The organism is Streptomyces sp. YIM 121038, from assembly GCF_006088715.1.
In the GTDB taxonomy this organism is placed as follows: Bacteria; Actinomycetota; Actinomycetes; order Streptomycetales; family Streptomycetaceae; genus Streptomyces.
The window spans coordinates 3,953,932-3,978,784 of sequence record NZ_CP030771.1; the positions used below are offsets into that span (position 1 = coordinate 3,953,932).

General features: G+C 76.0%; 19 protein-coding genes. 16 read left to right on the forward strand and 3 right to left on the reverse strand.

The window, feature by feature from the left end; all coding sequences use genetic code 11:
• Positions 1-11 precede the first annotated feature (11 nt).
• A complete protein-coding gene (locus C9F11_RS16550; RefSeq protein ID WP_138960020.1) occupies positions 12-947 on the forward strand; it encodes a hypothetical protein in 936 nt (311 codons plus the stop codon).
• Positions 944-3,784: a stealth conserved region 3 domain-containing protein gene (locus tag C9F11_RS16555; RefSeq protein ID WP_138960021.1), complete on the forward strand. Its 2,841-nt coding sequence runs from the start codon at positions 944-946 to the stop codon at positions 3,782-3,784. Before C9F11_RS16550 ends, C9F11_RS16555 begins: the two co-directional genes overlap by 4 nt.
• Here C9F11_RS16555 and C9F11_RS16560 read toward each other — a convergent pair.
• Positions 3,781-4,416 carry a response regulator transcription factor gene (locus tag C9F11_RS16560; RefSeq protein WP_138960022.1) on the reverse strand — a complete coding sequence of 212 codons (636 nt, stop codon included), beginning with the start codon at positions 4,414-4,416 and terminating at the stop codon, positions 3,781-3,783. The genes C9F11_RS16555 and C9F11_RS16560 overlap by 4 nt on opposite strands.
• A gap of 327 nt (positions 4,417-4,743) precedes the next feature.
• On the opposite strand from C9F11_RS16560, the gene C9F11_RS16565 reads away from it, so the two are divergent.
• The 8 genes from C9F11_RS16565 (at position 4,744) to C9F11_RS16595 (ending at position 11,178) form a co-directional block, all read left to right on the forward strand.
• A complete protein-coding gene (locus C9F11_RS16565; protein WP_138960023.1) occupies positions 4,744-5,025 on the forward strand; it encodes a hypothetical protein in 282 nt (93 codons plus the stop codon).
• A 93-nt stretch (positions 5,026-5,118) separates the two neighbouring features.
• Positions 5,119-5,712 (forward strand): stage II sporulation protein M, encoded by a 594-nt coding sequence (locus tag C9F11_RS16570; protein ID WP_138960024.1) that lies wholly within the window; start codon positions 5,119-5,121, stop codon positions 5,710-5,712.
• Between the two features lie 228 nt (positions 5,713-5,940).
• Positions 5,941-6,627 (forward strand): hypothetical protein, encoded by a 687-nt coding sequence (locus tag C9F11_RS16575; RefSeq protein ID WP_138960025.1) that lies wholly within the window; start codon positions 5,941-5,943, stop codon positions 6,625-6,627.
• A 23-nt stretch (positions 6,628-6,650) separates the two neighbouring features.
• Complete coding sequence (locus C9F11_RS16580; protein WP_138960026.1) at positions 6,651-7,169, forward strand: hypothetical protein; 519 nt, start codon at positions 6,651-6,653, stop codon at positions 7,167-7,169.
• A complete protein-coding gene (locus tag C9F11_RS47400) occupies positions 7,166-8,857 on the forward strand; it encodes a hypothetical protein (protein WP_171075754.1) in 1,692 nt (563 codons plus the stop codon). The genes C9F11_RS16580 and C9F11_RS47400 overlap by 4 nt, the downstream gene beginning before the upstream one ends.
• Positions 8,854-9,465, forward strand: coding sequence for an ABC transporter ATP-binding protein (locus C9F11_RS47405; RefSeq protein ID WP_171075755.1), 612 nt, complete (start codon positions 8,854-8,856; stop codon positions 9,463-9,465). The genes C9F11_RS47400 and C9F11_RS47405 overlap by 4 nt, the downstream gene beginning before the upstream one ends.
• A complete protein-coding gene (locus C9F11_RS16590) occupies positions 9,462-10,436 on the forward strand; it encodes an ATP-binding cassette domain-containing protein (protein WP_138960028.1) in 975 nt (324 codons plus the stop codon). Before C9F11_RS47405 ends, C9F11_RS16590 begins: the two co-directional genes overlap by 4 nt.
• Entirely contained in the window at positions 10,429-11,178 is a 750-nt protein-coding gene (locus C9F11_RS16595; RefSeq protein WP_138960029.1) for an ABC transporter permease, read from the forward strand. Before C9F11_RS16590 ends, C9F11_RS16595 begins: the two co-directional genes overlap by 8 nt.
• A gap of 58 nt (positions 11,179-11,236) precedes the next feature.
• Here the strand turns inward: C9F11_RS16595 and C9F11_RS16600 are convergent, their stop codons facing one another.
• The gene (locus C9F11_RS16600) at positions 11,237-13,336 is read right to left on the reverse strand and encodes a CDP-glycerol:glycerophosphate glycerophosphotransferase (protein ID WP_138960030.1); all 2,100 of its coding nucleotides are present in this window, start codon (positions 13,334-13,336) and stop codon (positions 11,237-11,239) included.
• A 154-nt stretch (positions 13,337-13,490) separates the two neighbouring features.
• Here C9F11_RS16600 and C9F11_RS16605 point away from each other — a divergent pair, with 154 nt between their 5' ends.
• Both C9F11_RS16605 and C9F11_RS16610 read left to right on the forward strand, forming a co-directional pair.
• A complete protein-coding gene (locus tag C9F11_RS16605; protein WP_138960031.1) occupies positions 13,491-16,955 on the forward strand; it encodes a CDP-glycerol glycerophosphotransferase family protein in 3,465 nt (1,154 codons plus the stop codon).
• The gene (locus C9F11_RS16610) at positions 16,952-18,475 is read left to right on the forward strand and encodes a hypothetical protein (protein WP_138960032.1); all 1,524 of its coding nucleotides are present in this window, start codon (positions 16,952-16,954) and stop codon (positions 18,473-18,475) included. The genes C9F11_RS16605 and C9F11_RS16610 overlap by 4 nt, the downstream gene beginning before the upstream one ends.
• Here the strand turns inward: C9F11_RS16610 and C9F11_RS16615 are convergent.
• Complete coding sequence (locus tag C9F11_RS16615) at positions 18,460-19,887, reverse strand: glycosyltransferase family 39 protein (protein WP_138960033.1); 1,428 nt, start codon at positions 19,885-19,887, stop codon at positions 18,460-18,462. The genes C9F11_RS16610 and C9F11_RS16615 overlap by 16 nt on opposite strands.
• A gap of 296 nt (positions 19,888-20,183) precedes the next feature.
• On the opposite strand from C9F11_RS16615, the gene C9F11_RS16620 reads away from it, so the two are divergent.
• From C9F11_RS16620 to C9F11_RS16635, 4 genes are all read left to right on the forward strand, one after another.
• Positions 20,184-21,827: a glycosyltransferase family 2 protein gene (locus C9F11_RS16620; protein WP_138960034.1), complete on the forward strand. Its 1,644-nt coding sequence runs from the start codon at positions 20,184-20,186 to the stop codon at positions 21,825-21,827.
• Between the two features lie 94 nt (positions 21,828-21,921).
• A complete protein-coding gene (gene galE / locus C9F11_RS16625) occupies positions 21,922-22,914 on the forward strand; it encodes a UDP-glucose 4-epimerase GalE (protein WP_138960035.1) in 993 nt (330 codons plus the stop codon).
• 130 nt (positions 22,915-23,044) lie between these two features.
• Entirely contained in the window at positions 23,045-23,941 is an 897-nt protein-coding gene (locus C9F11_RS16630) for an NAD(P)-binding domain-containing protein (RefSeq protein WP_138960036.1), read from the forward strand.
• Positions 23,942-24,057: 116 nt separating this feature from the next.
• Positions 24,058-24,843: an ABC transporter ATP-binding protein gene (locus C9F11_RS16635; RefSeq protein ID WP_138960037.1), complete on the forward strand. Its 786-nt coding sequence runs from the start codon at positions 24,058-24,060 to the stop codon at positions 24,841-24,843.
• Positions 24,844-24,853 lie beyond the last annotated feature (10 nt).

Genomic DNA, 24,853 nt, shown 5'->3' on the forward strand with positions numbered 1-24,853 from the left:
AAAGTGGGGCGATGCAGACTTTTCTGGCCAGGGGGTTGGCCCGCAGGGCCCGGCAGGCCACCCGCAGGGCCCGGTTCCGGGTCGAGCGGGCCACCGCGGGACGGCAGCGGCAGGGCGACGGTGAGCTGCTCGGGCCCGTTCACCTGTCCCTGCGGGACAGCCGCACCCTCAATGTCGCCCTGTCGGCCCCCGGCCCCGCGCGGCTCCTGATCAGCCGCGGCCCCCGCCGCTTCCGCGTACCGCTCGTGCTCGAAGCGGAGACGGCGCTGCTCACGGCCACCGTCAGCCTGCGGGACGCCGCCGAGGACGCGCGCGGCGCCGGGCCCGTCCTGGGTGAGGGCGTGTGGCGGCTGACGGTGGAGACGACCGGCGCCGACGGCCGCGTACGCCGTCAGGGGCTCGCCCTCGCCGACGCGCCGGGGCCGCCGGGGCCGACCCTCCCGCACGCCCCGCACCCGCGCACCGGCACGCTCCTGCGGCTCGTGCGCTGCCGGGGCGGGCGGGCCGCGGTGCAGGTCACGCGGTCGCGGCCGCGCGCGGAGCTGGTGCGGTTCGAGCCGCGCGGGGACGGCATCACGGTGCACGGCCGGATGGTCGCGGCGCGCGCGGCGCAGCGGGCCAGCGCGGTGCGGCGGCGGGACGGCCTGGCCGTGCCGGTGCGGCCCGAGTGGGACGGCGACCGGTTCCGCTTCGCGCTTCCGCTGGCGGCGATGGCCGGGGCGGGGCCCGGCCAGTGGGTGTGGGACTTCCGCGTGGGCGAACTGCCGCTGGGGCGCTGGCTGACCGACGTACGGGACCTGCCGTCGGCGTTCCCCACGCCCTTTCGGCTCGTCGCCCTTGAGGGCGGCGGTCTGGTGCGGGCCCATCCGCACGTCACCGCGTCCGGCGCGTTCGCCGTGACCTGTCTGGACCTGGGGCGGGGCCTGGAGCAGAAGGAGACCTCATGAAGATCACGTACCTCCTCGGCTGGGGAGACGAGATGGGCGGCACCGAACTCGCCACGTACACCCAGGCGCTGCACCTGGCCGAGCGGCACGACGTGGAGGTCCTCTCGGTCTTCCGCACCCGGGCCGAGCCGTTCTTCCCCGAGGCGCGGGGCCTGGCCGTGCGCTATCTGGTGGACCGCACGGTGACGCCCGAGCGGCCGGTGCGCGGCTCGCGGCTCGACGAGGCCGCCTGCCGGGAGCTCGCCGCGCTGCCCAGCGAACTGATCGCGCGCTCCTGGGAGTCGGCGTTCGACCGGCTCGCGGACGTGGAGCTGACGGCGGCGCTGACCGATCTCGACGCGGACGTCCTGGTCACCACGACGCCCGCGCTGCTCGCCGCGGCCGTGCGGCTCGTGCCCGGACGCGTGGTGACCGTGCACCAGGAGCACCGGCCGACGCAGCGCCGCGGCCCGTCCGGTGAGCCGCTGCTGCTCTTCGCGCCGCGCCTGGACGCCCTGGTGACGCTGACGGAGCGGACCCGGGAGTGGATCGCGGAGTCCCTCGGCGCGACGGCGCCGGAGCTCGCGGTGATCCCCAACGCGGTCCCGGACGGCTTCAGGCCGCGCGCCGACGGCGGCAGCAAGGTCATCGTGATGGCCGCGCGGCTCACCGGCGAGAAGCGGGTCGACCACGCGGTCCGCGCCTTCGCGCAGCTCGCCGGCGCGCACCCGGAGTGGACCCTGCGGATCTTCGGCGGCGGGCACCGCGAGGCGAGCCTGCGCCGTCTTGTGGACGCCTTCGGCCTCCAGGACCGGGTCGAACTCCTCGGCCCCTGCCAGGACATGGCCGCCGAGTGGGCCAAGGCGGGTCTGACCCTGATGACGGCGGGCCACAACGAGGCGTTCCCGCTGGTCCTCCTCGAAGCCCTCGCGGCGGGCGTGCCGGTGGTGGCGTACGACGTGATGACGGGGCCCGCCGAGATCGTGCGGCACCGCGTGGACGGCCTCCTCGTGCCGCCCGGCGAGATCGAGCGGCTTGCCGCGGCCATGGCCGAGCTGATGTCGGACGACGCCACCCGGCTCGGGTACGCGCGGGCCGCCCGCGAGGGCGTGTACGCCCGCTTCTCGTCCGAGCGCGTGACCGCGCTGTGGGAGGAGCTGTACGCGCGGCTCGTCGCGGGCCGCGACCGGCCCGAGCGGCTCGCGGAGCGCGCGGACCGGGTGGCGCTCGGCGTCGCGTCCGGCGGCCCGGGCTTCCGGCCGACCGCGCCGCACACCCTCGACGCGCCCGCGCCCGCCGACGAGCGGGCCCGCGAGGAGGAGATCCTCGCGGCCGACGACGCCCTGATCCGCTCGGTGGGGCGGCTCGCCGAGCGGCGCGACGACGTCCGCACCGCCGACATGGCCGCCTGGAACCTGGACCTGACCGCGAGCGCCCTCGACGCGCGGGACGTGCCGTACGTCCTGGTGCGGACGAACGGCGGCTCGACCGCGCACACCCTCGCCGTCGCCGACGACCACCGCGACGCCGCCCTGAAGGCGCTCACCGAGGCGCTGCACGGCCGGGCCGTGTACGCCGAGCTCGTGGCGCCGCGCGACGCCGCGCCCGGCGTGGTGCTCGCCGAACGCCTCGACAGCGTCGGCGAGATGGCGGGGATCAAGGTCTTCAAGCCGGTCACCACGACGACGCTCTCGCTGCGCCACGGCGTGCAGCAGGCGTGCACGGTGGCGTTCTGGACGCGCACCGGCGGGCCGGAGGGGAGCGGGCGGGTGTGGCGGGCGCCGTTCGGGAGCACGCTCGCCGGGGCGGAGCTGCCGTCCCTGACGCCCACGGCGCGGCTGCGGGTCGGCGCGCGGGAGTACCCGAGCCTCGACGTCTTCGCGCGGCTGCTCATGAAGGACGTCGACTTCCCCGTCGACGCCGTCTACACCTGGGTCGACGACACCGACCCGGCCTGGCGCTCGGCCCGCGCCGCCGCCCTGGGCGACGGGGACGGCGGCGCGTCGGCCGACACCGGCGCGGTCCGCTTCCGCAACCGCGACGAACTCCGGTACTCCCTGCGGTCCCTCGCGATGTACGCGCCCTGGGTGCGGCACGTGTACCTGGTCACGGCGGGCCAGGTCCCGGCGTGGCTGGACGAGGACCACCCGGGTCTGACGGTGGTGGACCACCGCGACCTGTTCGCGGACCCGGACGGCTGTCTGCCGACGTTCAACTCGCACGCCATCGAGACCCAGCTGCACCGGATCGACGGCCTGTCGGAGCACTTCCTGTACTTCAACGACGACATGTTCCTGGGCCGCCCCACGGCCCCGGACACGTTCTTCCTGCCGTCGGGTCTTGCCCGGTTCTTCTGGTCGTCGGTGTCCGTGCCCGACCTGCCGGTGTCCGCCGCCGACGAGGGCTATCTGGCCGCCGCGAAGAACAACCGGGCGCTGCTGCGCCGCGACTTCGGCCGCACCGCGACGCACTGCCTGCTGCACGTGCCGTACGCGCTGCGGCGCGACGTCCTCGCGGAGCTGGCCGAGCGGTACGGCGACGAGCTCGCGGCGACCGCCCGCAACCCCTTCCGGGGCGCGGGCGACCACTCCGTCGTCTCGTCGCTGTTCCAGCACTACGCGTATCTGACGGGCCGGGCCGTGCCCGGCTCCCTCGCGTACGACTTCGTGGACATCGCCGAGCGCGCCGACCACGCCCGGCTCGGGCAGCTGCTCCAGTCCCGCGCCAAGACCGCGTTCTGCGTCGGTGAGACGCCCGGCGGGGACGTGTCGGACGAGGAGGCGGCCCTCGCCCTGCGGGCGTTCCTCGCGGCCTACTTCCCGGTGCCCTCGCCCTACGAGCGGGCCGCGGGGGCCTAGGCCGCCGAGACCTCGATGCCGTGGGCGAAGAGTGCGGCCTGGACGCGGTTGTCCACGCCGCACTTCGCGTACACGGCGCTGATGTAGGACTTGACGGTCCCGGCACTGAGGCCGAGGCGCCGGCCGATCTGCTGGTTCGTCAGGCCCTCGCCCACCAGGGCGAGGACCTCCCGCTCGCGCAGCGAGAGCGGCGCCCCGCTGTACGCCTCCCGCGACTCGGCCCGGGCGGTGGTGGCGCCGGCGCGGTGGATCCACGCGGCGGGCAGCACGGCGGCCCCGGAGGCGAGGGTGTGCACGGCGTGCGCGAGGGCGCGGACGTCGGCGTCCTCCGGGAGGTAGCCGGAGACGCCGGGCGGCACGCCGACGACGGTGGGGCGGGTGACGGCGGCCTCGCCGAGCAGCGCCACGGGGACGCCGGACAGTTCGCCGCCCCTGACCGCGTCGAGCAGCCGGTCGATGCCGGGCAGGATCCGCGACGCCAGGACGACCGAGTCCGGCTGGGCCCGCACCCACGCGAGCACCCCGTCGACGTCTCCGTATGAGGTGACCGTGAATTCCCCGCCGTCCGCGAGGGACTGCGCGAGCCCCCTGCGGATCAACGGGTGGTGGTGCGCGACCGTCACGTTCAGCATGGCTCCCCCGAGCGATCCATTAGTCAAGAAGTCGTCAATATGTGGTCGGGCTTCAACCTACCCCAGCGGTGCCGCGTTGACGTGCGGCCATGCGCTCAGATGAGAGCTCCGACAACTCCTGCGCGTATGTCCGGATTTAGCACCCCTACGCATCGGTAACTGCCGAATGGCCCCGTCAACAGGCAGTAGGGCGTGCTCCGCTTCCCCCACAAGATCGTTACCGGGTCCGGCGCTCTCGCCGGGCCCGTCAACGGACGTGCCCGCCCCGCGCCAATCGGGGCGGGCACGCGTCCGATCGTAATGAATCGATCCGAAGGAACACGCGACATGAACCGCTCGGCCACCCGCCGTCCCCTGACCACCGCCGCCGTCACCGCCACCGTCTTCGGCGCCTTCATGGTGGCCGCCACGGCCACCCCGTTCTTCCTGAAGAACGTGCTCAACATGAGCAAGGACTCCGCGAACGTCGTCTACCAGTCGATCATGACGGGCATGGACGTCGCCTCGGCGATCGGCCTGGTCTCCGGCGGCCTGGCCGTCGGCTCCGTGATCATCTGGGGCGTCAAGCAGGCCATCAAGAAGGGCGGCAAGAAGGCCGTCGTCGCCTAAGTCCCGAGGCAGCGCATCCGGCCGGGACCCCGCACGCGCGGGGTCCCGGCGGGACCGACCGGCACCACCGAGGGCACGGAGACGCGAGGGCAGATGGATACGACGACCGGGCCGATCGCCCGGCCCTCGGCCGTGGGCGGCTTGAAGTCCGCGGCGGCGGGACTCCTGCGGCGGCAGTGGCCCGCCGTGGTCAGCGGCGCCCTGCTGTGGCTCGCCGCGTTCGGCGCGGGCTGGTGGTTCGCGCCCGCGGACCCGACCGGGGTCAGCCGGGCCCCCAAGGAGGCCGACTGGAGCCTGTTCGCGGAGATCCTCGCGCGCAACGTCGGCGTCTCGGCGGCCCTCTTCCTCGGCGTCGCCACGCTCGGCGTCATGACGATCCCGCTCACGCTCCTGACCGGGACGCTCGCGGGCTACTACTGGGGCCAGGGCAGCGCGGTCCTCGGCACGCACGGCGTCGTACGCCATCTGCTGCCGCACATGCCCCTCGAACTGGCCTGCCTCGCGCTCGCCGCGGCGGCCGGACTCGTGCCCCTCGTGACGTGGGCGCGCGCCGGACTCGGGCGGCGGCCCGCGCCGGAGCGCGGCACCCGGGACCGCTTCGGCTTCCAGGACGCGTGCCTGCTGTGGGGCGTGTCCCTGGCGGGCCTGACCCTGGCCGCGGCGGTGGAGACATGGGTGAGCACGTGAGGGCGGGGGCGCCCGTGACGACCGGGGCGTCCGCCTTGGCCGAGGCTTTTGTGATGCCCGAGGGTTTCGCGACGGCCGGGCCTGCCCCGGCGGGCGGGGCGCCCGCGGGCGACGGGGCTCCGGCTGCCATCGCGGGCGGGCCTGCCACGGCCTGTGAGGTCGCGGGCGACGGGGCACGCGGTGCCAGTGAGACCTTTTGAGACGGGCGGCACGATCGGGATGGGGAGCATGAGCGGGACTACCGGGACGACCGGCATCACCAGGGCGAACGGTGTGGCGGGGCTGCCCGCCTTCGACGACGACGCCCCCGGCGCGGCGCCCGCGCCCCCGCCCGCGCGCGGCCCCTTCGGGCAGCGCCTGCTGACCCGGCGCGGCCACGCCCTCGGTGTGAGCGCGCTCGTCGTCGCCACGGCCGGGTTCAGCGTGCCGCTGTGGGGCGAGATCCACGACCAGGTCGTGGAGCGCGTCGACAGCGCGTCCGAGGGCGCCATCGGCATCGGCACCAGCATCGCCTGGTGCACCAGCCTGCTCGCCAACGTCCTGACGCTCGGCCTGCTCGGCGTCCTCGTGGGCGCGCTCGGCGCGGTCGCCACGCGCCACCTGCCGCTGCCCGGCGCCCCGCGCACCGCGGACGGGAGCGGCGACTTCACCCGGCTGCGGCGGGCGTTCACGCTCGGCTGGGCCGCCTTCGTCCTCGCCAAGCTCACCGCCTGGACCGTGGCGGGCCTCGCGCTCGGCCACGACGTCTCGCGGGCCGTGCCCACGGTCACGCACCTCGACGCCTGGCTGCCCCTGCTGCCCTGCGCGCTGCTGCTCGCGGGCCGCGCCGCCGGTGCCGCGTGGCCGCGCGCCGCGGCCGTGGCCGCCGCGGTCACCGCCGTCTACGCCACCGCGCTCGGGCTGCTCCCCTCCTGACGTCCCACCGCCCCCGGAGAACCATGCTGCACCGCCTCTTCCACGCCACCCTGGGAAACCCCCGGCTCCTGCGGTTCGCGCTGCGCTGCTGGACCGTGGTCATGGACGGCATCGCCCGGCCCGGGGTGCGGATCGCGGGCGGGGTGCTCGCGGCGGCCGCCGGGGTGTGCGCGGTGGCGTACTTCGCCGCGTTCCGGGCCACGGCCGACGCGACGCGGCGGGCCGTCGAGAGCTCGGCCGATCTGAGCGGCGACCCGGACGACGTCGTCGGCGTCCTCCAGCTGCTCAGCGTCGTCTGGCTGCTCAGCGGCGTCGTGCTGATCGCCGTCGGACTGCTCGTCGCCGTGGCGCGCTGGGGCAGCGTCCTGATGATCGTCGGCGGGGTGCTGTGGTGGGCCCCGCTCGGCATTCTCGCGCTGTACCTGCCGTCCGCGACGGCGCCCAAGCTGCTCGCCGCGGCCTTCGTCGCGCTGGTCGTGCCCGCCACCGTGCTCTGCCCCGCCGAGCGGTTCGGCGGGGCCCGCGCCGGTGAGGCGGCATGACGGCCCGCCCGGGCGGCTCCTGGCCGCGCACCGTGTACGCCCTGTGGCTCGCCGACACCCGGCGGCGGCTCAACCTCCTCGCCGGTACGGGCCCTTCGGCGCGGCGCCGCCGGGCGGCGGCGCGCGTCGTCGTCTGCGCGGGCGCGGCCGCGCTGCTCGGCACCCTGGTCGTGCTCGGCCGCACCCTCGGCGTCCTGGCGCCGCCGGGACCGGACCTGCGGACGGACCTGGCCACGTGGACCTGGACGCCCGTGGCCCTGTGGTTCCTCTGCCAGCTCTTCAGCGCCGAACCGGCCAAGGCCCGCGCCCTGGTGAGCCCGCCCGACGCGAGCGTGCTGCACCCGCTGCCGGTCTCCCGCGCCCAGGTGGTGACCGCCCGGCTCGTGGTCCCCGCGGCGGGGATCGCGGCGGGGCTGCTCGTCGCCGCGGCCGCGATCGCCGTGCCGTGGCTCGCGGCCGGGGCCGAGGGGCGCGCCGCCCTGCCGGTCCTCGCGGTGCACGCGGTGGGCGCCGCGGTCAGTGGCGTCGCGCTGCGCGTGGCCCTGGTGACGGCGCTCATGGTGCGCGTGGTGCGCGTGCCGCAACTGCCTCGCCTGGCCGTCGCCCTGGTGGGCGGCGGCCTGACCGGCGTCGTGGCGGCGCCGTTCGTCCGCGCGGTCGGCGGCGGCTCGGGGCCCTCCGAACAGGACGTGGCCCGGCTGCTCGGGGACGCCGTGACGGCCTCGCGTCCCCAGCTGTGGACGGACCTGCACGAGCCGGACGCCCTCGGCGCCGCCGTCGCCGGGTACGCCGCGCTCACGCTGCTCCTGGCCGCCTTCGCCGTGCTGCGGGTGCGGGCCACCGTCCGCCGCGACGCGGCCGCGGGCCCGGCCGCCCGCGCGGCCACCGGCTCCACGGGGGCATGGCCCGCGTCGCCGTACCGCGCGGTGTGGCGCGTGACGCGGCTGCGGCTGCTGCGCGGGCACCCGGAGACCGTCGGCGGGCTGCTGCGGCTCCAGCGGCTCGGCGTGTTCGCCGGAGCGGCCTGCGCGGCCGTCGTGGTGACGAACGGTCAGCCGGTGTGGCAGCTGCCCCCCGCGGCCGTCGGCGCCCTGTTCGTGGCGGCCGCGCTGCTCACGACGAGCGAGGTCGTGCAGGTCTGCGGCATCGAGGCGGACCGGGAGTGCTGGGACGCGCTGCGCCAGTCGCCGCGCCCCACGGGCGCCTGGGTGGCGGCGAAGGCGTGGGCGGCGACCGCGGCGGTCGGCGCGGCGATCGGCCCGTTCGCCCTGGGCGCGGCCGCGCTGTGCGGGGTGCGCGGCGCGGCCGCCTGGACCCAGACCCTGCTCGCGCTCGCCGCCGTGGCCTGCGGCGCGGGCTGCGCCACGGTCCTCACCTACTTCTGCGTGCCGCGCGCGGAGACCTTCGCCGACGGCCGGGTCACGCGGGCACCGGCGGCGGACGTCACCGAGGGCGTGTTCGTGGCCCTGCTGACCGTGCCGGTCACGGCGGGCGCGGGCCTCTGCCGGGCCCTCGCCGACGGCACCGCGGCCCGCCTCGCGCACGGCGCGCTGCTCGCGCTCTCGCTCGCGGGCGCCTGGGCCGCGCTGCGCGCCGTCGCGGCCCGCGACCTGCCCGACCCCAAGGCGGCGCCCGCCGCGGCCGCCGCACCGCCCGCCAGCCAGCAGAAAGCCGGAGCGCTCCAGTGATAGTCATCGACGACCTCGTCGTCCGCCGGGGCCCGGCGGACGTCCTCAGCGGCCTGAGCGCCCGCGTCGCCGCGGGCGAGTCCGTCCGCGTCGCCGGACCGAACGGCAGCGGCAAGAGCACGCTCCTGCGGGTCATCGCCGGGCTCACCGCGCCCGACGCGGGCCGCGTCGCCGTCGACGGCCGGGCGCCCGGCGACCCTGCGGTGCGGGCCCTGCGCGGCCATGTGCAGGAGCCGCCGCCGCTGTACGAACACCTCACCGCGGCCGAGCAGCTGGGGTTCACGGCAGGAGTGTGGGGCGTGCCCGCGGGCGGGCTGCGCGAGCGCGCGGCGGCCCTCGGGCTCGGCGAGCGGTTCGACGTGCTCGTCGGCGAACTCTCCCTCGGCCAGCGCAAGAAGCTCGGCTACGTCTGCGCGACCGCCCACGCGCCCCGGCTCCTCCTGCTCGACGAGCCGTTCAACGGCCTGGACACGGCCGCCGAGTCCGCCGTGCGCGACGACCTCGCCCGGTGGCGGTCCGAGGGCCGCACGCTCGTCGTCGTCTCGCACTCCGACACCTCGGTCGCGGGCCTGGTGGACCGCACCCTGACCCTGGAGGCCGCCGCGTGATCGAGGTCCGCGACCTGGTCAAGTCCTACGGCGGCCGCCGCGTCCTGGACGGCCTGTCGTTCACGGCCGCGCCCGGGAGCGTCACCGCGTTCCTCGGGCCCAACGGCGCGGGCAAGAGCACCACGCTGCGGATGGTCCTCGGCCTCGGCACCCCCGACGCGGGCAGCGCCCTGGTGCGCGGCGTGCCGTACGCGGAGCTGCGCGACCCGCTGCACACGGTGGGCGCGCTGCTCGACGCGTCGGCCTGCCACCCGGCGCGCAGCCCCCGCGCGCACCTCGCCTGGCTGGCGCGCACGCACCGCGTCCCGCTGGCGCGCGTGGACGAGGTCCTCGGCCTGGTGGGCCTCGCGACGGCCGCGCGCAGGCCCGTGCGCGGCTTCTCGCTGGGCATGCGGCAGCGGCTCGGCATCGCGGTGGCGCTGCTCGGCGACCCCGAGGTGCTGCTGCTCGACGAGCCCATGAACGGCCTGGACCCCGAGGGCATCCAGTGGCTGCGCAAGCTCCTGCGCGCCCTCGCCGACGAGGGCCGCACCGTCCTGGTCTCCAGCCACCTCATGCACGAGATGGCGGTCACCGCCGACCACGTCCTGGTGATCGGCCGGGGCCGGGTCCTCGCCGACGGCGACATGGCCTCGCTCCTGACGGCGGGCCCGGCCGCCGTCCGCCTGGTGTCGCCGCGGCTCGACGCGCTCGCGCCCGCCCTGCGCGCCGAGGGCGCGCAGGTGGCGTACGACGACGAGCCGGACACCGCGACCGTGACCGGCCTGACCGGCGCCCGCATCGGGGACGTCGCCGCCGCGCACGGCTTGAGCGTGCACGAACTCACGCCCGTGCGGCCGTCGTTGGAGGAGGCGTATCTGCGTCTGACCGAGCGCGCCGCCGAGTACCGCGCGACCGCACCCGCGGCCGCCGCCACGGCCGTGACCAGCAAGTCCGACGACTCCCGGAAGGAGGCGGCGCTGCATGCGTGACCTGCTCGCCGCCGAGTGGATCAAGCTCCGCTCGGTGCGCTCCACCTGGACCCTGCTCGCGCTCGGCAGCGCCCTCACCGTCGCCGTGGGGCTGCTGTTCTGCGCCCTGATCGGCCCCGAGTACCGGGCCGCGGACGCCGGGCGGCAGCGCGAACTCGACCCGGTGGGGCTGACGTTCACGGGACTTCAGTTCGGGCAGGTGCCGCTGGTGATCCTCGCGGTGCTCGCCGTCGGCAACGAGTACGGCACCGGGATGATCCGCACCACCCTCGCCGCGGTGCCCCGGCGGGGGCTCTTCCTCTCCGCCAAGCTCGCCCTGCTCGGGCTCGCGGGGGCCGCCTGGGGTCTTGCCACCGGCGCGGTGACGCTGCTCGCGGGGAGTGCGGTGCTCGGTGCGGGCCTTCCCCCGAGCGGCGAGGGCGTGCGCGCCGTGGCCGGCGCGGGGGCCTATGCCGGGTTGCTCGCCGTTCTCTCCGGTGCCCTTACGTTCATGGTGCGGCGCTCCATGACCGCGCTCGGGGTGCTCCTTCCGCTGCTGTTCGTCGTCTCCGGGGTCATGGCCACGGCTCCGCGGCTGCGGCCGCTCGCTCGGCTGCTTCCGGACCGGGCGGGGCTTCGACTGATGCAGACCCACCAGGACGCGGGGGATCTGACTCCCCTGGCCGGGGGTGGGGTGCTGCTGTTGTGGGTGTTGCTGGCTGTTGTGGTGGCGCGGTTGGTGCTGCGTCGTCAGGAGTGTTGAGCGGGTGCCGGTTCGTCTGGGTTGCTCGCGCAGTTCCCCGCGCCCCTAAAGCGGGCGCCTACGCCTCGCCCAAGAAGAGATGCCGGACCACCCGTTCCGCCGCTCCCCCGTCGTCGTACGGGCAGAAGCGGGTCCGGAAGGCGGACCGCAGGCGGGTGGTGTCGGGGGTGTCCCAGGCGTGGTCGCGGAACAGGGCGACGAGGTCGTCCTCCGTGGTGGCCACCGCGCCCGGGGTCTCGCCCTCGTGGCCCGACAGGAGGTCGAAGTACGTGCCGCGGGCCAGGCGGTAGGCCTGCCAGTCGGGGGCGTAGGTGACGATCGGGCGGTCCAGGCAGGCGTAGTCGAACATCAGCGAGGAGTAGTCCGTCACCAGGGCGTCGGCGGCCAGGCAGAGGTCCTCCACGCGCGGGTGGCCGGTCACGTCGAGCAGGCCGGGGTGCGCGGCCAGGCCCGCGTCGGCACCGTAGAAGTAGTGGGCGCGGACCAGGACCACGTACGCGGGTCCGAGCGCGGCGGCGAGGCGCTCCAGGTCGAGGCGGGGCAGGAAGCCCTTCTGGTAGTCGCGGTGCGTGGGCGCGTACAGGAGGACCGTGCGGCCGTCGTCGACGCCGAGCTCCTTGCGGACGCGGCGCACGTCGTCGTCCGTCGCGGTGAAGTACACGTCGTTGCGCGGGTAGCCGAGCTCCAGGGCGCGGTAGGACGCGGAGGGGTAGACGCGCTCCCAGGTCTCGGTGGAGTGCGGGTTGGCGGAGAGGCTGAAGTCCCACTGGTCGACGTGGTCCATGAGGCGCTGGAAGCTGAGGTTGTGCGTGCTCGCGGGGTAGCGCCGCTGGTCCATGCCCATCTTCTTCAGGGGCGTGCCGTGGTGGGTCTGGAGGTAGACCTGGCCCGGGCGCTTGGTGAAGCCGCCGGGGAAGCTGGAGTTGTTGATCAGGTACGTGGCGCGGGCCATGGCCCGCCAGTAGCCGAGCGAGCCCGCGAACACGTGGTCGACGCCGGGCGGGACCAGGTGCCGGTGGTGGTACGAGACGACGAAGACGCCCTTGACGTGCGGGGCGAGTTCGCGGGCCTTGGCGTGGATGGCGGCCGGGTTGCAGGCGACGCCGCGGTTCCAGTACGCCCCGTAGACGGCGAGTTCCGGGTCGAGGCGGGCGGTGCGCAGCTCGGCGCGGTAGGCGGTGCGCTTGACGCGGGCGGCGAGCTGCTTCTTGCGCCGGGCGAGCTGGGCGCGCAGGGCGGCGCCCCGGCTCGCGGTCCGCTCCAGGCGTTCGTAGGCGCGGTGCGAGCCGTCGGCCAGGGCGCGCTCCTCGGCCGATGCGGGTGTGTGGCCCGGCGGGCGGTGCGCGCCGAGCAGCGGGGCCGCGCGGCGGAAGAACTCCGGCCGGTCGCGCGGGGCGACGCGCCCGGGGTCGCCGAGGACGGCGAGCAGATGGCGTACGGCGTGCGGGTAGAGCCGGGCGACGGCGTCCGGGGCGTCGTAGGCGCCGGTGAACAGCTCCTCGTAGCGCTCGATCACGGTGAGGTGCCGCTCGCCCGGGGTGTTGGCGAAGCCGCCGACGCGCCGCTCCCGCCAGCGCACGCACACCCGGTCGAGCGCGGCGACGCGGTCTCCGGCCTGGAGGGTCGCCCGGTGCGCGGGCACCACGTCCTCGTAGGGGCCCGCTGAGAACGCCAGACGCTGCCCGGTCCAGAACTCCCGCCGTACGACGCGGTTCCAGGCGGCAGGTGTGACGGCGAGCGGATCGCCGGTCAGGTCGTCGCGTCCGGCGCGCACGTCTCCCCACCAGTTGATCCTGTCGTGTCCGAACAGCAGGACGTCCGGGTCGCCCGCCCCGGTGAGCGCGGCGTCGGCGGCGCCGAGCGCGCCGGGCAGGAGCAGGTCGTCGCCGTCGAGGAAGAGCAGATAGGCGCCGGTGGCGCGGGCGGCCCCGGCGTCGCGGGCGGGGCCCGGGCCCCGGCTCTCGGGCAGCCGGACGAGGTGCGCGCGCGGGTCGCGGCGCGCGTAGGCGGCGGCGATGCCCGCGCAGCCGTCGGGGGAGGCGTCGTCGACGACGATCAGTTCGAGGTCGCCGAAGGACTGGTCGAGCACCGAGTCAAGGCACTCCCTGAGATAGCCCTGGACGCGGTGGACGGGCACGACTACGGAGAAGCGCGACATACGCACCGACGGTAGCCAATGCGTACGGACCGCCGAAGAACCCTCACTCGTAGGGGTGATCGGCGCCAACAAGGGCGACGCGACCGGGAAAACGGGAGGGATACGCCCGTAATGGACGTATTGCCCCCGTACGCCCAGGAAAGGCCGGTCGCCCGTGCAGCCCCGACTCAGCGTCGTCGTACCCATCTACAACGTCGAGGAGTTCCTTGAGGAGTGCCTGGAGTCGATCGCCCGGCAGACACCGGGCCCCGGGGACGGCCCCGGCTCCCGCGGCGGCCTGGAGGTCATCCTCGTCGACGACGGCTCCACCGACGCGAGCCCGGACATCGCGCGCGCCTTCGCCGCCCGCGACCCGCGGTTCGTCTACGTGCGCCAGCCCAACGCGGGGCTGAGCGCCGCCCGCAACACCGGCGTGCGGCACGCGAGTCCGGGCGCCGCGTATCTGACGTTCGTGGACAGCGACGACGTCGTGCCGGACGGCGCGTACGCCCGGATGATCGAGAGCCTGGACATCAGCGGCTCCGACTTCGCCACCGGCAACGTGTGGCGGCTCACCGAGCGCGGCCGCTCGCAGGCCTGGCAGTACCAGTGGCTCACCGAGCCGCGCACCCGCACGCACATCGGCCGCGATCTCGCGCTCCTGGCCGACCGCGTCGCCTGGAACAAGATGTTCCGCAGGGCGTTCTGGGACCGGCACGGCTTCGTCTTCCCCGAGGGCAGGCTGTACGAGGACACGCCGGTGATGATCCCCGCGCACTTCCTCGCCGAGGCCGTGGACGTGCTGAGCGAGCACGTCTACTACTGGCGGGTGCGCGAGGGCTCCATCACGCGGCGGCGCACCGACGTCAAGGGCGTGCGCGACCGGATCGCGGCCTGCGCCCACGTCAGCGCCTTCCTCGGCGAGCGCGCGCCCGGCCTCAAGGCGACGTACGACGCGTCCTGTCTGCGCGACGACTTCGTGTACTTCCTGGAGGGGCTTCCGATGGGCGGTCCCGAGTACCGGGCCGCGTTCCTGGACGGCACCACGGAGTTCCTGGGCGCCGCGGACCCGGACGTCGTCCGGCGCCTCCCCGTGGACCTGCGGGTGAAGTGGCAGCTGGTGCGCGAGCGGCGCGCCGAGGAGCTGATCGCGCTGCTCGCCCGCGAACGCCGGGGCGGCAAGGGCGTGTTCGCGGTGCGCGGCGCCCGCCGCCGGTACGCCGCGTTCCCCGGCGTCGGCGCGCTGCCGCGCGAGCTGACCCGGCTCGGCCGCGGCGAACTGCCCGTCGTGGCCCGGCTGCGCGAGGCCTCCTGGGACGCCGAGGGGCGGCTGCGCCTGAGCGGCTACGCGTACGTGCGCAACCTCCCGGCCGACCGCCCCACCAGGAGCGTGAAGACCGGGCTCCTCAAGTCCGCCCACAGCAAGGGCAGGTTCCGTCGCGTGCCCACCCGCACCGTCTCCCTGCCCGAGGCCACCGAGGCCTCGCGCCAGCAGCTGCACAGCTACGACCTGTCCGGCTTCGAGATGACCGTCGACCCCGAGCGCCTGAAGACCGGCGGCCGCTGGCAGCCCGGGAACTGGCTGCTCGGCGTCGTCGTCGCGGGCCACGGCACGGTGCGGCGCGCCGCCGTGCGCGCCCAGGACGGCGCGGGCACCCAGTCCCTGGTCCGCGACCTCGACGACGGGCTGCGCCTGACGGCGGGCTTCAGCAAGGGGCGGCTCGTCCTGCGGATCCAGGAGTACGCGGCACGCGTGGACGCCCACCGCCTCGACGACGGCCACGCCGTGCTCACCGGGGCGCTCACCGGCGGCGCCCGCCCGCGGACGCTGCGGCTGAGCAACGGCTCCGCCGAGTTCCACTACCCGGTCACGGTCGCCGGCGACCGCTTCGACACCCGGATCCGCCTCGCCGACCTGGAGGACGTGCCGCCCGCCCCGCAGCACGCGCCCGCCCAGGTCGAGCCCCCGCACGGCGACCGCTGGCAGGCCCGCCTGGTGCTGCCCGACGGCAAGCGGGTGCCGCTCGCCGCCGCCCTCGGCCTGCCGCCGGGCCGGTACGCGTCCCGGCCAGGCCGCGAGCTGTGCGCCACCGCCGACGACCAGGGCCGCCTCGTCGTGGAACTCACCCGGCAGCCCGTCGCCGACCGCCTGGCCTGGACCGACGACGGCGGCCTCACCGTGGAGGGCACGGCCACGCCCGCCAGCTGGCCCAGCGCCGAACTCGTGCTGCGCCACAGCGGCCGCGACGACGAGGTGACCGTGCCGGTGGAGCGCGTCGGCGGCCGCTTCCGCGCGGCCCTCGCCCCCGGCGGCGGCGTGCTGCGGCAGGGCCGCTGGTACGCCTTCCTGCGGGAGGCCGGGCACGGCGGACCGGGTGTGCCCGTGCGGGTCCTCGCCTCCCTCGGCGCGGCCCTGCCGGACCACCGCACCGTCGGCGGGCGGCGGTTCACCGTCGACCGGCGCTTCGGCGACCGGCTCCTGATCGAGGCCGGGTCCGTGCTCGCGCCCACCGAGCGCGGCGCGTACCGGCGCCACCGGCTGCGCACCGAGCACTACCCGAGGGAGCGCGCCAAGTCCCTGCGCGACGCGGTCCTGTACCTCGGCGGCGACTCGCCGCGCGCCGTCCACGACGAACTGGTGCGGCGCGGCGCCGACGTCGAGCACCTGTGGGTCACGCACGACCAGCAGACGCCGGTGCCGCCCGGCGCGCGCGGCGTGGAGGAGCACAGCGCCGCCTGGTACGAGGCCCTGGCCCGCTGCCGCCGCGTCGTCACCGCGGGCCACCTGCCGGACTTCTTCGAGCGGCGCCCCGGCCAGACGGTCGTGCAGACCTGGCACGGCGCCCCGCTCAAGCGCCTCGGCACCGATCTGACCGACACCCTGTACGCCGACCACGGCCACCTCGACGCGCTGCCGCGCCTGGCCCGGCAGTGGAACGTCCTGGTCTCCCCCAACCGCTTCGCCACCGGGCACCTGGGCCGCGCCCTCGCCTACGACGGGGAGGTCCTGGAGGCCGGGTCGCCGCGCAACGACGTGCTGTTCGCCGCCGACCGCGCCAAGGTCGCCGAGCGCGTGCGCCGCGACCTCGGCCTGCCCCCCGGCAAGCGGGTCGTCCTGTACGCGCCGACGTACCGCGACCACCTCGCCGCGGCGCCCGGCCGCTTCCGCTACGAGGCCGCCCTGGACTTCCGCGCCGCCGAGCACGCCCTCGGCGACGACCACGTCCTGCTCGTCCGCAAGCACCCGCTCACCTCGGGCCGCCTCCCCGGCGCCCGCGCGCCCTTCGTGCGCGACGTCAGCTCCCACCCCCGCGCCGCCGAACTCCTGCTCGTCGCCGACGTCCTGGTCACCGACTACTCGTCCCTGATGTTCGACTTCGCGCACACCGGCAGGCCGATGCTGTTCCACGCCTACGACCTGGAGCACTACCGCGACACCGTGCGCGGCTTCTACCTCGACTTCGAGACCCGCGCGCCCGGACCGCTGCTCGCCTCCACCGCCGACGTCGTGGCCGCCCTGCGCGACCTCGACGCGGTCACCGCCCGGCACGCCCCCGCCTACGCGTCCTTCCGCGCGGAGTACTGCGACCTCGACGACGGCCGGGCGGCGGCCCGCGTCGCGGAGAGGCTCATGCGGTGACCGCGCTCCTGACCGGGCGCGCCCCGGCGGGCGCCACGGCCTCGGGCCCCGGACGGCTGTGGCGGCCGACGCCGTTCCTGGTCTTCGGCGGCCTGTTCTGGCTCGGCATGACGCTCGCGTACTGGCGGGTCCCGATGTGCTGCGACTTCGGCCAGCACGCGGCGGTCGTCGAACGCCTCAAGGCCGACCTGCTGCACCCGGCCCACCCGATGGCGGACCTGCCGGGCGACGGCAGCGCGTACTACTCCCCCTACGCCGTCGCCCAGGCCCTGTTCGCCAAGGCCACCGGCCTGACCGGCTGGGAGACGGTCAAGCTCGCCGGTCCGGTCAACCTGCTCGTCCTGCTCACCGGCCTGAACCGCTTCGTCCGCGCCCTCACGCCCCGGCCCTGGGCCCCGGTCCTCGCCCTCGCCGCGATGGTCCTGCTGTGGGGCACCCGCACCGCCTGGTGGAGCGGCTACCTGGGCCTGCTGTCGATGACGGGCAACCTCGGCTACCCGTCGGCCTTCGCCATCGGCCTGACCTTCTGGACCTGGTCCTGGACGGCCACGGGCCCGAAGTCGGCCTGGGGTTACGGGGGGCTGGGCGCGCTGTGCGGCCTGATCCTGCTCATCCACCCGATCTCGTCGGTGGCAGCGGTGATCGGGGTGGCGTCCTTCGCGGTCGCCCGCCGCGGACGCCCCCGTGCCGCGGCCCGCTGGGCCCTGGCCGCCACGGCCGCCGTGGCAGTAGCGACGACCTGGCCCTACTTCAACCCCCTCACCCTCGTGGGCGACTCCTCAGTGGACGGCATCCACCGACAGCTCTACACAGAGATGCCCGCGCGCTTCTGGCTCGCGGGCCTCGGCCTCCCCGCCCTGGGCCTGCGCTGGCGCCGCGACCACCGGGACCCCCTGGTCCTGATGTTCGCCCTCGACTGCGCGGTCGTCGCCTACGGCTGGCTCAGCGGCCACTACACGTACGGCCGCATCCTCGGCCTCACCCTGGTCCCCCTCCAGTTCGCCCTGGCGATCGAGCTGGCGGCGCCCCGCCCGTGGGGGACGCGCCGCGCCGCGCTCGCGGGGGCGGCCGCGCTCGGGGCGGCCGTCGGGTTCTGCCAGGTCCAGGCGGGGGCGGTGGTGCCCCGCGCCCTCGACCCGGTGGGCTTCGACCAGCCGCCGCGCTGGCCCGGCTACGCCTGGGCGGCCGCCCGGATGCACCCCGGCGACGTGGTGCTCACCGACGGCTACCGGCCCACGCGCTCGCTCCCGGCCTTCGGCGCCAACCTCGTCGCGCCCGCCTGGCCGGACACCTCGCTCGCCGAGGAGGAGCGCGGGCGGCGGCTGCGCGCGGTGCGGGCGTACCTCGCGCCGGAGTCGACCCGCGCCGAGCGCGCCGCCGTCGTGCGCCGCTACGCCGTGCGCTGGCTGCTCCTCGACCCGGCGCAGCGGGTGCCGCCGGAGGCGGTGGTGGTGGCGTGGGGGCCGCGCACCGGCGAGGTCCTGGCCAGGGTCGGCGGAGCAGGTCAGCGGCGTACGTAGAGCCGCAGCGCCCCGCCGACCGTGACGTACTCGGCGTGCCGGGCGAACTCCCCGCGCAGCACGGCGAGCTTGACGCCCTCCGTGCCGCCGCGGTCACCGGCCGCGCCCCGCAGCGGGCCCGCCTCGGAGAGCACCCAGAGGCGGTCCACGCCCGCGAGCCTGCGGCGCAGTTCGGCGGGGCCCGCCTCGCGGCCGTAGAGCGTGCCGGACGCGGCGCCCGACGTCCGCAGGGCCACGTCCCGTACGCCGTGGAAGGCGTCGGGGTACGTGAGCGGGACGCGGCGGGCGATGAGCGGCAGATACAGGACCGGGTCGCCGGGGCGCAGTTCGCGGGCGGCGACGGCGGCGAGCGCCGCGTGGTCCTCGCCGCGCCCGGCGGCCCGGTCGCTCCGGTGCAGGGGGAACTGCCACCAGAAGACGCAGCCGACGGCGAGCGCCCCGGCGGCGGCCACGGCACCGCGGCCGCGCCCGCCCGAGAACGCCCGCACCGCCCGCACCGCCCGATCGGCGCCCGCCGCCACCAGCAACGGCCCGCCCGCGAGCGCGAACAGCACGTACCGCGCGTGGTACAGCGGCCACTGCTGCGAGACCGCGAGCAGCGCGGCGGGCGGCACGACGAGCAGCGGCAGGGCCACCGCCTGGAGGGGGAGCCCGGCGCGGCGGCGGGTCCAGGGGCCGCACAGGGCGAGCGCGGCCAGGGCCAGTTCGGCGGCGAGGACGGCGAGCGTCGGCCCGGTGAACTCCCGCAGGAGCCGCACCGCGGCCGTGCCGTCGGGCGGCCGCAGCCAGCCGACCTGCGCCGCCTGCCGGTGCGAGACGAGGGCGAGCGGCACCAGGGCCAGCGCGGCGGGGGCCGCCGCGCCCGCCCAGGCCCGCCGCACGCGGGGCGCGGCGCGGCCGAGCAGCAGGGCCACGGCGTGTGCGGCGAGCAGCAGCCCGGCGAGTTCGTGCAGGAGCACGGTGGCGGCGCTCACGGCGGCGTACGCGCACCACGGCCGGGGCCGCTCCGGGCGCTCGGCGGCCCGGACGAGCAGCAGCGTGGCGAGGGCCGCCCCGGCGGCGACGAGCGCGTAGGAGCGGCCCTGCTGCGCGTACTGCCCGGCGAGCGGTGTCACCGCGTACAGGAGGCCCGCCCACAGGCCGACGCGCGGGCGGGCGAGGCGGGCCCCGACGGCGGCGACGAGCCCGGCGGTGGCGGCCGCCGCGAGCACGGACGGGAGGCGCAGCGCGAGCTCGCCCGCGTCGGCCGGGAGCACGGTGTGCATGAGCAGGTAGTAGAGGCCGTGCACGGCGTCCACGGTGCGGAGGAGCCGCCAGATCTCGGGCAGCGAGCGGCGCGCGACCTGGAGCGTGACGCCTTCGTCGCGCCAGACGTTGCCGCGTACGACGCCCCACAGGCCGACGGCGAGCATGACGAGGGCGGGCGCGAGGACGACCCCCGCTCCCCGGAGCCGCCCCGCACTCCCCGTCCGCCCTGCCCGCCCTGCCTGCCCCGTCCGCTCTGCCTGCCCTGCCCGCTCCGCCTGCTCTGCCTGCCCTGCCTGCCCTGCCTGCCCTGCCTGCTGGAATCGCCTGTACCGCTTGCCCCGCGTGACCCGCACGAAGAAGAGCTTTGCTCCGATATGACAGGGATTAACCAGACATGCCACAGACGACCCAGCACGGGCCCTTAATCGGATAATTCCTGGCAACCTCTAACATTTCCCTTGTGGAACCGAATTCGCCTCAGGCGCAGCCGTCGTCCCCGTGCGTCACCGTCGTCGTGATCGGCTACAACGACGCCCCGCACGTCGCGGACGCGGTGCGCTCCGCGCTCGCCCAGGGCCCCGTGGTCCGGGAGGTGATCGCCGTCGACGACTGCTCGACCGACGACAGCCTCGCGGTCCTGCACGACCTGGCCGGGGCCGAGCCGCGCCTGAAGGTGCTGCGCCGCGCGGCCAACAGCGGCGGCTGCGGCGCCCCGCGCAACGCCGGGATCGACGCCGCCACCGGCGCGTACGTGATGTTCCTCGACAGCGACGACGTGCTGCCGCCGGGCGCGGCCGAGGCCCTGCTCGCCGCCGCCGTGCGCCACGGCGCCGAGGTCGCGTCCGGCCTGTGCGTGCGCCGCGAGCTGCCGTCCGGGCGCGAGGTGCCCTGGCAGCCCGAGCTGTACCGCAAGCCCGCGCTCGTCGCCCGCCCCGAGCTGCGCCCGCGCCTGGTCCACGACACCCTCTGCGTCAACAAGCTCTACCGCACGGACTTCCTGCGCGCGCACGGCGCCCGCTTCCCCGAAGGCCGCTTCCTCTACGAGGACTTCGTCTTCGGCGCCCGCGTGCTCGCCGCCGCGCCGCGCGTCGCGCTCGTCCCCGACCCCGTCTACGTGTGGCACGTGCGGCGCGCCGCCGCCAAGCTGTCGATCTCCCTCGACCGCTCCGGGATCGCCAACTGGAAGGCCCGCGTCGGGGCCCACCGCCAGGCCGTGGACATCCTGCGCGCGACCGGGGACAGCGGCGGCAAGGCGCTCGCGCGGGCCGCGCGGGCCAAGTTCCTCGACCACTCCCTGCGGATATACGCACGCGAGCTGCCCGCGCGCGGCACGGCGTACCAGCGCGAGTGGTGGGCGCTCACGCGCGCGTACCTGACGGAGTTCGACACCGCCGACCTGGAGGCCGCGCCCGCGCCAGGACGCGTCATCGCCCGGGTCCTGCTCGCCTCGCCGCACCCCCGCGACCTGGCCAGGATCCAGCAGGTGGCCGCGCGCCCGGCCCGGCTCGCCCCGCCGTACGCGCGCGCGGGCGACGCCACGCCCGTGTGGTCCGCCGACCTGCCCCAGGTCACCCTCGACCACCTCCTCCACCGCCCGCTGCGGCTGCTCCCGCTCACCGTCGACGCCGAGCTGCGCCCGCGCGCGGGCACGCTGCGGCTGCGCCTGCACGAGCTGTACGGGCGGGTGGCCGAGGCCGGTCCCGCCGTGGTCGACGTGGAGCTGGTGCCCCGGGACGGCGGCCGCCCGGGGCTGCGCCGCACCGCCGCGTTCGGCGCCGGGACGCCGGACGGGACCTGGGAGGCGGAGGTCCGGCTCGACCTCGGCGCGCTCGACGGCGACGTCTTCGACCTGCGGGTGCGCCTGCTCTTCGACGACGGCACGACCCGCGAGACCACGGCCCGCGCGGTGCCGGGCCCCGGCCTGCTGCGCCGCGCGGTGGTACCGGACGGGCGGCGCGGCGTGCTGCTCGTCCAGCCCTACGCCACCCGGGCCGGAAACCTGGCGGTGCGGCTCGCGCCGGGCGCGCTCGGCGTCGCCGGGGTCGCGCGGCGGCGGTTCGGGCGCCTGTTGCGCGCCCTGCGACCGGGAGGAAACGCCCACTGACACACCCCTCACCCCGCCTCTGCGAGACTGCACCGTCCGGGACGAGCACGACACACGACACACGACACACGACAGACGACGGGACGAGCTGACCATGACCTGGCTGATCACCGGCGGCGCCGGCTACATCGGCGCGCATGTCGTACGCGCCATGACCGAGGCGGGCGAGCGGACCGTGGTCTACGACGACCTGTCCACCGGCATCGCCGCGCGCGTACCCGCCGAGGTGCCGCTCGTCACCGGCTCGACCCTGGACGCCGGGCCGCTCGCCCGCGCCCTGGCGGAGCACGAGGTCACGGGCGTCATCCACCTCGCGGCCAAGAAGCAGGTCGGCGAGTCCGTGGAGCAGCCCCTGCGCTACTACCGGGAGAACGTGGAAGGCCTGCGCGTCCTCCTGGAGACCATGACGGACGCGGGCGTCCCGGCCTTCGTCCTGTCCTCCTCCGCCGCGGTGTACGGCATGCCGGACGTCGACCTCGTCACGGAGGACACGCCCTGCCTGCCGATGAGCCCGTACGGCGAGACGAAGCTCGCGGGCGAGTGGCTGACCCGCGCGACGGGCCGGGCCACGGGCCTGCGCACGGCCTGCCTGCGGTACTTCAACGTGGCGGGCGCGGCGAGCCCCGACCTCGCCGACACCGGCGTCTTCAACATCGTCCCGATGGTCTTCGAGAAGCTCACCCAGGGCGAGGCCCCGCGCGTCTTCGGCGCCGACTACCCCACGCCCGACGGCACCTGCGTGCGCGACTACATCCACATCAGCGACGTCGCCGAGGCCCATGTGGCCGCCGCCCGGCGCCTCGCCGAAGTGCCCGAGGGCACCGATCTGACGCTCAACATCGGCCGGGGCGAGGGCGTCTCGGTCCGCGAGATGGTCGACCTCATCGCCGACGTCACCGGGTACGCCGTCCCCGCCGAGGTCACCGGGCGCCGCGCGGGCGACCCGGCGCGCGTCGTCGCCGCCGCCGACCGCATCACGGCCGAGCTGGGCTGGTCGGCCAAGCGGGACGTGCGCGAGATGGTCGAGTCGGCGTGGGCGGGCTGGGTGCGGCTGCACCCCGAGGCGGAGCGCGCGGCGGCGTCCTGACCCGGCGGCGCGAGCACCCACCGAAAGGTAAGTACCCCACTAAATAGTCGGTACTTGAGGAACGCGACGGTGGAATCCAGGCTGGGGTGAGCGATCAACACCCCCACCCCGCCCCAGCATTGGAGCCTCCATGCCCACGCCTGCCCGCACGCCCGTGACCGTCGTCGGACTCGGGGCGATGGGCGCGGCGCTCGCCTCCGCCCTCCTCGCCGCCGGGCACCCCGTCACCGTCTGGAACCGCAGCCCCGAGAAGGCCGCGCCGCTCGTCGAGCAGGGCGCCGCGCACGCCCCCGACATCCGCGCGGCCATCGCCGCGAGCCCGCTGACCGTCACCTGTCTGACGACGTACGACGCGACCCTCGCCGCCCTGGAGCCGGCCGCCGCCGAACTCGCCGGGCGCGCCCTGGTCACCCTCAACTCCGGCAGCCCGTCCGGCGCCCGCACCATGGCCTCCTGGGCCACCGGGCACGGCGCCCGCTTCCTCGACGGCGCGGTCAAGAACGTGCCGACGGCCGTCGGCAAGCCCGACACCCTGCTGTACTACGGCGGCGACCGGACCGTGTTCGACGAGTACGGGGCGACGCTGCGGGTCCTGGGCGGCGACACCCAGTTCCTCGGCCCGGAGCCGGACCTCGCCGCCCTGTACGAGCTGGCCGTCGGCGGCACCCTGCTGCCCGCCCTGCTCGGCTTCTTCCAGGGCGCCGCCCTCGTCACCGCGCGCGGCCTGACGACGGACACGCTGGTGCCGCACACGAGGAAGTGGCTGGAGATGATCGGCTCGCTGCTCCCGCACTACGCGGCGGAGATCGACCGCGGCGACTACTCCGCCCCCCTCTCCGCCATCGAGATCTTCCACGCGGGCATCCCGTACGACGAGGAGCTGGGCACCGAGAACGGCCTCGACGTGCGCTGGCACGCGCCCATGCACGACCTGCTCCGCCGGGCCATGGCCGAGGGGCGCGGGGACCAGAGCATCTCCGCCCTGGTGGAGCTGTTGCGGAACCCGGCCGAGCACACGGGGGTGTAGCAGGCTCCACCCCCGCTCCGGTACCGCGCTCTCTCGCGGCGCACGGGCCCTGATTCCTAGCGTTTCCTCCGACGGGCGGCGCGATCGCCGCGACGGCCACGGAGAGGACGTACGGCATGTTCAGGCGGCGCGGACCCGCGCGGGAGACGGTCGAGGAGCGGCGCCCCGAGAGCCACGCGCTGACGCTCGACGGCGTCGGGCGCACCTACCGGCGCGGCGCGCTCGTGGCCCTGCACCCCGTGGACCTGGTCGTGCCGCGCGGCCGCTTCCTCGCGGTCATGGGGCCCTCGGGGTCGGGCAAGTCGACGCTCCTGCAGTGCGCGGCGGGCCTCGACCGTCCGACCTCCGGCACCGTGCGGATCGAAGGCGTCGCCCTCGACGGCCTCAAGGAGGCCCGGCTGACCGGCCTGCGCCGGGAGCGCGTCGGCTTCGTCTTCCAGACCCACAACCTCGTCCCCTCGCTGAGCGTCGCCGAGAACGTCGCCCTGCCGCTGCTCCTCGGCGCCGCCGCCGACCCGCACGGCCCCGCGACCCGGGCGCTGGCCGCCGTCGGCCTCGCCGACCGGGCCGACGACCGCCCGGCCGAGCTGTCCGGCGGCCAGCAGCAGCGCGTCGCGATCGCCCGCGCCCTGGTCACCGACCCGGCCGTCGTCTTCGCCGACGAGCCCACCGGGGCCCTCGACCCCGAGACGGCCCACGACGTCCTCTCGCTCCTGCGCCAGGCCGTGGACCACGACGGCCACACCGTCGTGATGGTCACGCACGACCCGGCCGCCGCGGCCTGGTGCGACGAGGCGGTGTTCCTGGCGCAGGGGCGGCTCGTGGCGGCGCTGCACCGCCCGGACGCGCCGCGCGTGCGGGACGTGCTGCGCCGCATCGGCCGGGCGGCGGTGGCGGCGTGAGGGCCGCGTC